The sequence below is a fragment of the Paraneptunicella aestuarii genome (genome assembly GCF_019900845.1).
GTDB classification, from domain to species: Bacteria; Pseudomonadota; Gammaproteobacteria; order Enterobacterales; family Alteromonadaceae; genus Paraneptunicella; species Paraneptunicella aestuarii.
In genome coordinates, this window is sequence record NZ_CP074570.1 from 2,667,403 (window position 1) to 2,680,865 (window position 13,463).

The 13,463-nt window shown below is 48.3% G+C and carries 1 protein-coding gene (running past both ends of the window); it reads right to left on the reverse strand.

This entire window lies inside a single protein-coding gene on the reverse strand: locus KIH87_RS10500, encoding a non-ribosomal peptide synthase/polyketide synthase. The 32,307-nt coding sequence extends 17,517 nt beyond the window's left edge and 1,327 nt beyond its right edge, so the window shows coding positions 1,328-14,790 — codons 443 (partial) to 4,930 (complete); the first complete codon in reading order (the gene reads right to left) occupies positions 13,459-13,461. Both codon boundaries (start and stop) fall beyond the window edges.

Here is a 13,463-nt window from a genome sequence, read left to right on the forward strand (position 1 = left end):
AAGATTACGATGCGTCTGTTTAACGGCAGCCAGAATGTCCATGTTTTCAACGTTGGCACCATCCACATCTTGCCTGAACGGCAAGGTATTAATGAATAATCCCATGGCTTCAGCAGCACCATCACCGGCTTGCATTCGTCCAAACAATACCGTACCAAATACCGCTTTTTGTACGTTACTGGTACGGGCAACCACATGCCCAAAGGCAAAATGACACAGCGCGGCCAGGCTCACACCCAGCGTTTTAGACTGTCGACGCAATTCATCATTCAAAGACTGCGGCAGCATGATGTTATGTTCGCGTACCAAAGCGCCATCCATAAGCACATCATGCAAACCATAGGGCACAGTAGGTTCATCAATATCCGCCAACATTTCGGTAAAGAAAGCGCTATCCACTCCCTTATCTACACCATATCGAATTTGAGCTATCAAATTTCTGAAGGGCTGTGGTGTATCCAATTCGGCATTGTTGCCGGACAGGATAAGCGCCAATTCATTCGACAGATATTCAAGCGTGGAATGGTCACCAATCATATGATGCAGTTGTAGTAACACTAGCCACTGCTCTGAGTCTGGATCTTTAGCAACCACATATTGCAGCAAAGACGGTTTCTGTATATCAAGATGGCAATACTGTTGTTTCAACAGGTTGAGATAATCGTGTTTACTGTACCCGGAAACCGTGTCCAATTGCGTTTCGGTAACAATAAGTGGTGCATGGCGCAACACCACCTGAGCAGGTTCACTTACCCCTTCCCAATAGAAGGCGGTTCTTAAGGTGTCGTGACGATCAATAATCTGTTGTACTGCTGCCAAATAGATATCCAGATCCTGTCGATTTCGGAATACCAATTGCGTGTTCAGCAAATAAGGATCCACATCATCTGAAGAGATGTAATGGAATAACATTCCTTCCTGAAGTGGCGACAAGCCGTAGATATCCTGAATATTAGCTACACCACCTGGCACGTTTTCCACAAGCTGGTCGATCTCCGATTGAGTCAAGTCAATCAGCGGTAGCATGTCTGGCGTGATATGAGAGGTATCTGCCATGATCTTGTTTGGTGGGATAATCAAAGATTCATGCCCACCCAGTTTTTTCGCCAAGGCACTTAGTACCGGCGAATCAAACAGGTCTTTGATAGCAATGCCTAGCCCGACTTTGCGCAGCTTTTCCATCAACTTGATGGCAGAAAGCGAGTGCCCGCCCAAGGTGAAGAAGTTGTCATTACGCCCTACCTGTTCAACCCCCAATAGCTCAGACCAGATCTGCGCCAATTGCTCTTCCATTGCGCCTTGCGGTGCTTCATAAGCCGCCTTGATCAAAGCGCCTTCATCGGGCTGTGGTAATGCTTTACGATCAAGCTTGCCATTCGGCGTTTGCGGCCAGCTATCCAGCAATACCAAGGCCGAAGGCACCATATAATCCGGCAGCTGCTGCATCAGATATTCATGCAGCGTTTGGATGAAATGCTGGCGAAGGTTTTCGTCTTCCAGAACTGACACATCCTCTGGTATTACCCACCCTACAAGGCGTTTCTGCTCAGCTTCAGCAACAGCCAGCACTGTTGCTGATTGCACCAGTTCATGGCTGGCAAGTTGCGACTCGATTTCGCCCAGCTCAATACGATAACCACGCAATTTCACCTGAAAATCGTTACGACCGAGGTACACCAAATTGCCATCAGGCAGATAGCGCGCTAAATCGCCGGTACGATAAAGTCGAGCGGCGCGGCCTCGGCTGTCTTGTTTACGGAATGGGTCGGTAACAAAGCGCTCTTGCGTTAAATCCTCACGATTCAGGTAGCCACGGGCAACGCCGTCACCGCCAATCCACATTTCACCCACCGCACCTTTCGGCACAGGCTGTAAATGTTCATCCAGCAAGTAGATTTGGGTGTTGTCGATAGGACGACCGATTGGCGGTGAATCGGTTAGTGCTTGTCCGTCACTAGCCCATACAGTGGCAACCACTGTGCCTTCTGTCGGGCCATAAGCGTTAAACACCTGAGTCTGTTGCGATAAATGATTTACCAGTTGTGGCTCTGAGGCTTCACCACCCAGAATCAAGACTTCCAGTGACTCAAGAAAGTCCAGAGAGATATCTTGCAGCGACAAACTTCTAAACAGCACAGGCGGTAACAACACATGGGTCACTCCCTGTTGTGCAATTTGTTCAAACAGGTGGCGAGCATCCTGACCGGATAACTCGTCACGCAAGAACAGCGAACCGCCACTGACACACATCATGGCAAGGTCAAACACACTGGCATCAAATCCCGGTGAAGCAAACTGCATCACTCGGGTACTGGCGTTAACGCCATACAAACGGGTTTGTGAACTGGCTAAATTCATCAGGCCGCCATGCTCAAGCATTACCCCTTTGGGTTTACCCGTCGAGCCAGAGGTATAAATGACATAAGCCAGATGATTCGGATCCAGTCCTGCGATTTGAGGATTAATCGCTGGCAAGCTATCCAGTGCAAGTCTGTCTAGCCTGATAAGACTATGTACAAGCTCGCTCTCAACGCTTGTTTCAACATTGCTATCAAGATAGCCGATGGCCTCTAACCCGGCTTCATCAGCAAGTAACAACAGTGGATTAGCATCTTCCAATGTATCCAGCAAACGGCTGCTGGCGTAAGCCGGATCAAGGGGAACATAAGCCCCCCCGGCTTTCAGTACCGCCAACATCGCCACCAACATATAAGGGCGACGGCGGCTGCAAATGGCAACCAGAGTATTGGGCTCCACACCTCGTTCAATCAGCAAATGTGCAAGCTGATTGGCCTGTTCATTGACTTCACGATAATTCAGCGACGTTTGGTAGCCATCATCATTTACCTGCAATACCGCAATAGCATCCGGATTAGCGTTGGCATGGTATTCAAACAGCTCATGAATGCATTGTTCACGGGGATAATCGGCGTGAGTCTGGTTTAAACCATAAAGTAATGCCTCACGCTCTTGTGGCGGCAATACATCCAGCGCATAAGACGGCGTATCCGGCGCTTGTGCCAACAGCTCACTTAGATGTTCCAGTGCTCGTGCCATCATCTGACAAACGCGCTCAGAACCAACGGAATCAACGATCAGCGCGGTGAATCCCAAGGCATCGCCATAGTCTTCCACTGAAAGTGTGAATGGATAGTTGCTCTGTTCCTTACCATCAACATATTCAATGCGATCAAAGAGCGTCTCTTCCACCTTCATACCCTGCATATCAGGGTGCTGATTATGGCGATAATTTAACAGAGCGCTAAACAACGGTGCAGACGAATCAATACTGCTGCAACGCTGCGCTTCCGCCAGTGACGCATATTCATGCATCATTAACTGGCTCAATTGTTGGTGTGTCTGTTGAACCGCCTCGGCAATGCCTTGAGCGCTCACATCTTGCCTAAACGGAAGAGTATTAATAAACAATCCCATTGCATCGGCAGCACCATCGCCGGCCTGCATTCGACCAAATAGCACTGTGCCAAATACAGCCTTATCTACTGTGCTGGCACGCGCCACCACATGCCCGTAAGCAAAGTGACACAAGCTAGCCAAACTGACACCCAAGGCTCTGGCCTGTTCCCTCAGGGTCTTATTCAACGGCGCAGGCAACATCAGGTGATGTTCTGTCACCGACTCTGAATTGCTCTGCACATCCTTTAAACCGAAAGGTGTTGTAGACTCTTCAATCTCTGCCAGCATGTTGCTGAAAAAGGCCTGATGCTCTTCCTTGTTTGAACCCAATCTCGCCTGAGCCACCAGATTTCGATAAGGCTCAGGAGAAGCCAGTTGCTCCGATTGCCCCGTCAATATTAGCACTAGCTCCTGAACCAATATTTCAGAAGTAGAATGGTCGCCAATCAAATGGTGGAATTGCTGCACCACTAACCAGCGATCACTATCACAATCAGAAGCAGAATCAGAAGCTCCAGGTTCTTTGGCGATGATATATCTCAACAACGGCGCTTCCCGGATATCCAATCGGGCATATTGTTGCTGCATCTCATTCAGGTAGTCTTTAGTGCTTTTGCCTTCTCCATTATTCTCGTCGAGTGAGACTTCAATCACACTCAGCGGTATTTGACGCAATACCACCTGAGCAGGCTCAGACAGCCCTTCCCAATAAAAAGCGGTGCGCAAGATGTCATGGCGATCCACAATCTGTTGGGTCGCAGACAGATAAGCATCCAAATCCTCCCGATTAGCAAAAGCCATATGGGAGTAAAGCAAGTATGGATCATCGCCTTTTGACGACAAGTAATGGAATAATATGCCCTCTTGCAGCGGCGACAGGCCGTAAATATCCTGAATATTGGCGACGCCACCCGGTACACTTTCCACAAGCAGATCAATGTCTGATTGATTCAGCTCAATAAGAGGCAGCATGTCAGGCGTGATATGAGCACTATCCGGCGTAATCTGATTTGCAGGCACAATCAACGATTCATGCCCTCCCAGCTTCTTGGCTAATCCAACAAGCGTTGGCGAATCAAACAAATCTTTGATGGCAATACCCAAGCCTTCTTTACGAAGCCGTTCCATCAATTTAATCGCCAGTAAGGAATGCCCGCCAAGCGTGAAGAAATTGTCGCGACGACCAACCCGTTCAACACTCAATAGTTCCGACCAGATTTGTGCCAAACGTTGTTCGGTTGCGCCTTGAGGTGGTTCGTATTCAGCACTTAACAAGGCTGCACCATCGGGTATCGGCAGCGCTTTTCGGTTGAGCTTGCCGCTTTCGTTCAAAGGCCACTGTGCTAATAAGGCCATCGCCGAAGGCACCATGTACTCTGGAAGATGGGCTTGCAGATAGGCGTTTAATGTTTCAATCAACGCCTTACGCTCATGAGCTACCTCTCTATCTGCCGAAACCTCTTCAAGCAAAGACACATCTTCCGGGATAACCCAAGCTACCAAGCGTTTTCTATCGCCTTCGCCTAATACCAAGACCGTCGCCGAACTCACCAGTGGGTGTTGGCTTAATTGCGCTTCAATCTCGCCCAGCTCAATACGATATCCGCGGAACTTCACCTGAAAATCGTTACGACCCGCAAAATCAATATTGCCATCGGGTAGGAAGCGCCCTAAATCTCCGGTTTTATATAACCGTGCCGGGCGACCCAAACTATCAGTTTCAATGAAAGGATCGGGAATAAAGTGCTCTTGCGTCAGGTCAGCTCTATTCAAATAGCCTCTCGCCAAGCCATCACCACCAATATAAATCTCCCCAACCGCACCAATCGGCACTGGCTGCATAAAGGCATTTAATAAATAGACTTGCGTATTGGAAACAGGACGTCCAATAGGAATGGAAGGCTTACCTAGATCGCTAGAAGTTATCCTGTAGGTTGTCGCAAAGGTGGTGGTTTCTGTCGGCCCATAACCATTTAAAACAAATTGTGGACTATTGGTTTTGATTAAACGTTCTATTTTCTCTGGTTCCAGCGCATCGCCGCCCACTAGAAGCGCTTTAAACTGACTCGCTATCGCTATCAGCTTGTCTACCAGATTGTTATACAGCCCTACCGATAACCATAGAATGTTGACTTCATAGGTGGTTAACAACTGAATAAATGCATCGGCATCGACCAATATATCCCGGTCAATCATGATGCATTGCCCGCCATTGGCTAACGCGCCCCAAATCTCCATAGTCGCAGCATCAAAGGCCACGGTTGACGCAAAGGCGACTTTGTCCTCTGAAGTAAAATCCAGATAACCATTGTCTTTCACAATCCGCAGCACACCCAAATGCTCGGTCATCACCCCTTTGGGCTTGCCGGTCGAGCCCGAGGTGTACACCATGTACGCCATATTGGCTGGCGTCAGCCCTGCAACCACAGGGTTAGATATTGAAAGCGGAGTCTGGCTGTCTGAACGGGTTTGCCAATCCGTATCCAGACGAACAACCGGCGTATCACCGATATGCTCACCCAGCACAGCAAGACCGGTACTGTCTGCCAACAACACCTTGGGTTTGGCATCGTCAAAAATATCCAGAAGACGAGTGCTGGCGTATTCTGGCTCCAGTGGTACATAAGCCCCACCCGCCTTCAAAATTCCCAGAATTCCTACCAATAGATACCCTTGGCGTTCAGTGGAAATGGCCACTGGCGTATCGGGTTTCACGCCTTGCTCAATCAACAAGTGAGCCAGTTGGTTGGCCTGTTCATTTAGCTCTCGATAGGTTAACTCAACGGTTGCGGATCGCTCTGTAACATGAATTCTAGTTTGAGCTTTTTTAGTTTGAGCTTTCTTAGTTTGAATTAGGGCAATCGCATCAGGAGTTTGTGCTGCCTGTTGTTCAAATAACTGGTGAATACAGCACTCGTAGTTTGATGTGCTGCTTATATTTTTATTGGGCTGATTAAAGTCATAAAGCACCTTTTGCTTTTCATCAGCAGGCAAAACATCCAGCTGATAAGCCGGAATATATGAAGACGAAGCAGAAGCTGACGATCCATTAGATAGAGTATCATCAAGCAATTCCGATAAATGCGTTAAGGCACGAGCCATCATGTTGCACACACGTTCTGGCGCAATGGGTTCTACAACCTGTGCGGTTAACCCCAAGGCATCGCCGTATTCTTCAACCGACAGTACAAAGGGATAATTTGTACGTTCCTTACCTTCAATCCATTCAATACGATTTAACAAATTGTCCTGACTCTCACTGACCTCATCAGGCTTCATATTGTGTCGGTAATTCAACAAGGCACTAAACAACGGAGCGGATGAATCCATACCGCTGCATCGTTGCGCTTCGGCAAGTGATGCGTATTCATGAACCATCAACTGGCTAAGCTGTTGGTGCGTATCCTTGATAGCCCGTGCAATATCACGATTATCCACATCTTGTCTAAATGGCAAGGTATTGATAAACAATCCCATGGCATCTGCCGCGCCTTCTCCCTCTGCCGTCGCCTGCATACGACCCAATAGCACAGTACCAAATACTGCTTTACTCACGCCACTCACACGCGACACCACATGCCCGTAAGCGAAGTGGCACAAGCTGGCCAGGCTCACTCCCAATGAACGAGCTTGCTCTCGCAAACGCTCGTTCAAAGACGCAGGTAATAACATCTGGAATTCACGGCTTTGGCTGCCATCCAGTTGCAAATCACTAAGACCAAAAGGCAATGTTGAGTCTTCGATATCAGACAACATTTTGCTAAAGAAAGCGTGATGCTCGTCTTTACTGGATCCCAAGCGGACTTGTGCAACCAAATTCCGAAACGGCTGAGGCGGTGTGAGTTTTTCAGCCTGATTAGCAAGCAGCAAACTCAGCTCACTCATGAGATATTCCACAGTGGAATGGTCACCAATCAAATGGTGCAATTGCTGTAATACCAGCCATTTTCCTGGGTCTGTATCTATGTCTGTAACGCTATTCTCGGCATCAGTTGGCACTTGGGCAACCACAAATCGAAGCAACGGCGCATGGCGGATATCTAATCGTCCATGTTGGTTTTGCATCTGCTGTAATTGCGCCTTGTATCCCTCGTTGCTAGCGTCAAGCTCCATGTTGATAACAGACAAGGGAGCTTGACGTAACACCACCTGCGCAGGTTCACTTAAACCTTCCCAACAAAAAGCGGTACGCAGAATATCGTGACGATCGATAACCTGTTGCATAGCAGCCAGATAAGCATCCAAATCCTCACGATTGGCAAATACCATCTGCAAATTTAACAAGTAAGGGTCGGTATCTTGTGATGACAGATAATGAAATAAGATGCCTTCCTGCAATGGCGACAAGCCGTAGATATCTTGAACATTGTGCGTGCCACCCGGAATAGAGGTCACAATGCTGTCGATGTCCTGCTGACTCAATTGGATCAGCGGTAACATTTCCGGGGTAATCTGTTCCGTTGTAGCCGTAATCTGATTTTCAGGTACAACAATCCCCTGAGTATTGCCCAAACGCTTTGACAGACCAGTTAATGTCGGCTGTTCAAACAGATCTTTAATCGTTATGCCTAACCCGACTTTGCGTAAGCGCTCCATAAGCTTGATCGCCAGCAAGGAGTGCCCTCCCAAGGCGAAAAAGTCATCATGGCGGCTTATGCGCTCAACCTTGAGTAGCTCAGACCAAATCTGCGCTAGCTGAGCTTCAACCCCATCTTGCGGAGCTTCATACTCAGCTTTAATAAAGGCACTGTCATCGGGCTTAGGTAATGCCTTTCTGTCCAGCTTGCCATTGGGCGTTTGCGGCCAGGCATCCATTAACACCACCGCCGAAGGCACCATATAACTCGGTAGCTGCTCAGCCACCGATTCCAGTAATGACGATATCAAATGTTGGCGAGCAGGATCAGACGCCAGTAGCGACGTATTTTCAGGCAGCACATAAGCAACCAGCTTCTTATTTTCACCGTCGCCAAAAGCCATCACCACCGATGATTGCACCTGTGGTTGTTCATTGAAGCGAGCTTCTATTTCGCCCAGTTCAATGCGGAATCCGCGAATTTTCACCTGAAAGTCATTACGACCCAGATATTCAATAAATCCGTCTTGGTTCTCACCGGAAAGGCCATCGTCGTTATCATGAGGAAGATAACGCGCCAAATCTCCGGTTTTATACATGCGTGCCGGGCGACCGCGGCTGTCGGTATCTCTGAATGGGTTTAACAGGAATCGCTCTGCGGTCAGGTCTGCACGGTTCAAATAGCCTCTGGCTACCCCGTCACCGGCAATGTAAATTTCACCGACTGCACCTTTGGGTACAGGCTGTAAATGTTCATCCAGCAAGTAAATTTGGGTATTGGCAAGAGGACGGCCAATGCTGGTGATAAAGTCCTCACTGGACTCAACGGCATAATAAGTGGAATAGGTCGTCGTTTCTGAAGGCGCATACAGGTTACATAAACGCTCAATATGACTGTGCTTAAACAGAGATTGTGCCAGCGATACGGGTAATGGCTCGCCAGCCAGGTTCACAACACGAACACTGTCTTGCACCTGCCCGCGCTCCAACATGCCTTCCAGCACTGAAGGCACTGTGTTTATGTGAGTAGTCCCAATATGAGTATTAGCAGAGACGCCATTTTCCAAGGCATTGCGCACCAGATTCAGCGTGCCGCCCTGATGTAAGGTAGCGAAACATTCATATACCGACAAATCGAAGCTTAAGGAAGTGGCAAACAGCGTCATCCCTAGCTCTTCAGCCTGATATTTTGTCTGTGTCCAGATAATCAGATTAACGGCATTGCCATGCTCTATTACCACGCCTTTGGGCTTACCGGTCGAGCCCGAGGTGTAGATTATGTAAGCCATGTTCTCGGGGCTTAAACCTTCCACTTTAGGATTAACAGATGACCTTGATGCTACTGTCTGTCCGACTTCATCTAATCGGATAAGTGCCTGGGACTGCTCATAGGTTTGTGCCGTATTCCCAATGGCCTTTATTCCGGCTTCATCGGTTAATAACAGCACAGGGTTAGCATCATCCATCGTATCCACCAAACGACTGCTGGCATAATCCACATCCAATGGTACATACGCCCCACCGGCTTTTAATATCGCTAAAAGCCCAACCAACATATAAGGGCGACGCTCAACACATAGAGCTACCAATGTCTCCGGTTTTACACCTTTTTCCATCAGCAAGTGAGCAAGCTGGTTAGCCTGTTCGTTGATTTCACGATAGGAGAAAGAATCAGCCCCTTGAACCAAGGCAATGGCATTCGGTGTGCGCTCTACCTGCTGTTCAAATAACTGATGCAAACAGACATCAAGAGGATAATCGCTATCGGTGGCGTTGAAGCCATACAATAGCTGTTCACGCTCTAAAGGCGGTAACACATCCAACGCACGAGACGGCGTATCCGGTGCGTTAGTCAACAATTCAGCCAAATGTTCAAGCGCGCTTGCCATCATCTGGCAAATGCGTTCGGGATCAATGCCTTCTATGGCCTGAGCAGTCAGCCCTAACGAATCGCCATTGTCTTCTACCGATACCAAAAGCGGGTAGTTAGTTCGCTCCTCCGCCGTTATCCACTCAATGCGGTTCAACAGGCCATTTTCCTGAACTGGCTGCTCTTCTAAATGTATATTGTGTCGATAGTTCAGAATGGCGCTGAATAAAGGCGCAGAAGAATCAACATTACTGCACCGTTGCGCCTCTGCCAGTGATGCATGTTCATGCATCAACAACTGGCTCAAACGCTGGTGAGTTTGTTGAATGGCGGGCTGAATACCTTGTTCGTTCACATCTTGTCGGAAAGGTAAGGTATTAATGAACAACCCCATGGCGTCGGAAGTGCTCTCATTTGACAGCATACGCCCCAGCAACACTGTCCCAAACACGGCTTTTTGCACGCCACTGGCGCGAGCCAGAACATGCCCATAAACAAAGTGGCACACACTCGCCAGACTCACGCCTAACTCTCTGGCCTGCTCTCTTAAAGCATGGTTAAGTTCCCTGGAAAGCATCAAACGATGTTCGCTGGTTGTCAGGCCATCCTGACGTACATCGCCTTTGCCAAAAGGCAAGGTAGGCTCGTCAACGTCCGATAGCATGTCGGTGAAGAAGCGCTGTTGCTCTGCCTTTTTCGTGTTTGGTTGACCATCCGCTGCCGCACTGTATCGAATTTCAGCGATGAGATTTCTAAACGCTTGTGCTTCAGGTAATTGCTCTTCATGCCCGTTCAAAAAGGCCATCAGCTCCAGGTTCATCTGTTCCTGTGCCGAGTGATCGCCGATCAAATGATGATGCTGATGCAACACCAGCCATCGCTCAGTTCCGGGTTCCTGGGCAATGAAAAAGCGCATAAGAGGCGCATGGCGAATATCCATCCAGCCGTTTTGTTCCTGCATCTGCGTTAAGTAATCCGCAGCACTCTTGCTGCTGTCTTGCGATACTTGTACTTCATGTATCGGAACTGTAGCTTGACGCAATACCACCTGAGCAGGTTCGGTCAGCCCTTGCCAATAAAAGGCGGTGCGTAAAATATCATGACGATTAACCACCTGCTGAAAAGCTTCCAGATAGCGGTTAAGATCATCCCGACTCTGAAACACCATTTGCAGGTTCAGCAAATAAGGGTCTTTCTCTTTGGCGGATAGATGATGGAACAATATCCCTTCTTGCAGAGAAGACAGTCCGTAAATATCCTGAATATTGCTAATGCCTTCCGGGATAGAAGCAACAATGGCATCGATCCCTTCCTGAGTGATCTCAATCAGGGGCAACATATCCGGTGTAATGCTTGTACTTGAAAGCGTTATCTGGTTATCCGGAACTTTAGGTTGTTCATTTAAGTGCGTTTCCTGACTGTTTTCACTCAAGGCAGACAAGCGCTGAGATAAACTCAAAGAGAGCCCCGCCAAGGTTGGCGATTCAAACAAATGCTTGATGGTCAGATGTAAATCATGCTTTCTCAGTTGATTCATCATCTTCACCGCCACCAACGAATGGCCGCCCAAGGCAAAGAAATCATCGTGACGACTTATCCGTTCAACCTGCAATAGTTCAGACCACACCTTGGCGATCTGCTGCTCTATTTCCCCTTTCGGAGCCTCATATTCAGCCTTAAGCAGAGCATCTTCATCAGGTACGGGTAAGGCTTTACGATTGATTTTGCCATTCGGTGTCAATGGCCAACTATCCATCACCACAATGGCTGAAGGCACCATGTAACCGGGCAAACGTTCGGTTGCATATTGGTTTACTGACTGGATAAATTGCCGACGCGCCTTCTTATCTTCAAGAACAGCATCTTTCTCAAAAACAGCGCCAAGAACCGCATCATTTTTTGGGATCAGATAAGCAACCAGACGTTTTTGTTCGCCCTGCCCCAATGCCTCGACAATAGCGGATTGCACTTCATCGTGAGAGGTTAACTGCGCTTCGATTTCGCCCAGCTCAATACGGAACCCTCGAATTTTCACCTGAAAGTCATTACGGCCAATAAATTCAATGCTGCCATTAGGCAACCAGCGCACTAAATCGCCGGTTTTATACATTCGCGCCGATGCCACTTGTGTGCCAGCTTGGGTATCCTTGCGCACAAAGGGGTTTTGAATAAAACGTTCATCCGTCAAATCAGAACGTTGCCAATAACCTCGACCAACGCCCAAGCCCCCCACATACAATTCGCCAGTAACACCAACCGGAACCGGATTGCGCTGTTCATCCAGCACATAGCACAACATATTGGCCGTAGGCTTACCAATACTGCGAATATCCGCAACACTGTCGATGCGCTCAAAGGTAGCATTTACCGTGGTTTCGGTGGGGCCATATCCCACAAACAATTGTGGCGTATGCCCAGACCTTGCCAGCCATTGCTGAATTTTCTTCTGGTTAACCGCTTCACCACCAATGGTGACTATCCTGACGCACGTTGGAATACTCCCTTCATCATCTGCCAACACATGCCAAAAAGCCGTTGGCAAGTTGGCGATGGTCACATGGTATTTTTCACAATATTGCCAGAAAGTACGGGCATCCAGTAACCAGTCATCGGTTCTCAACACCAAGCCACCACCGTGACATAGCGCTCCGAATATCTCTTCAACCGACATATCAAAACTGATAGGAGCAAACTGTGTGACCCTGTCTTGTTCGCTGTATCCATACAGTTTCTTCAAACCAACGGTAAGGTTTACCACATTGCGGTGCTCAATCATCACCCCTTTAGGCTTACCTGTAGTTCCCGAGGTATAGATGACATAAGCCAAGTCGCTGGCTTGTTGTTCTACAGATAAATTATTCTTATCTGATGAGGAGGCTTGATCAAAAGACAACTGATCAACACATAGCAACTGCGGAGACTTCGTCAATGTTGCGGCAATGCTTTGCAAAGCAGGCAAATGCGGGTGTTGCGTCAACACGATGGCACAACCGGTGTCATCCAATATATGCTGAGTACGCTCGGGGGGATAATCGGTGGAAATAGGCACGTAAGCGCCTCCGGCTTTAAGCACCGCCAGAATGCTCATCACCATGTCGATACTGCGATCGAAATACAAAGAAATAAGTGTATTCGGCTTGAGCGCCTCGCCCGTTAATGCCTGATACTGAGCGCGTAGCTCTCTTGCCAGAATATTGGCTTTGGCGTTTAGCTCTTCGTAGGTTAAAGAGCCTTCTTCACCGATCACTGCCACTCTATTAGGGAATTGCTCCGCTTTAAGTTCAACCAGTCGATGAACGCACATGTTCTTAGCGACATCAGTGACATCCAGGTGAGTCTCGTTAAAGCCATACAAGACTTGCTCGCGCTCAGGTTCTGACAGCAGAGGGATACCACTATGAATCTGTGATAGCTCTGCCGCCATACCTTGCAACACGCGGCAGAAATACTCTTTAAAGCGCACAATGGTCTGCTCATCGAACAATGCCGTGGCGTAATCAATAAACCCCGCCAAAACGCCATCCTGCTCATACCATGAGATTTCAAGGTCGTACTTAACGCTTTCATAAGGTACTAACTCAGGCGTTACCGTCATGCCGG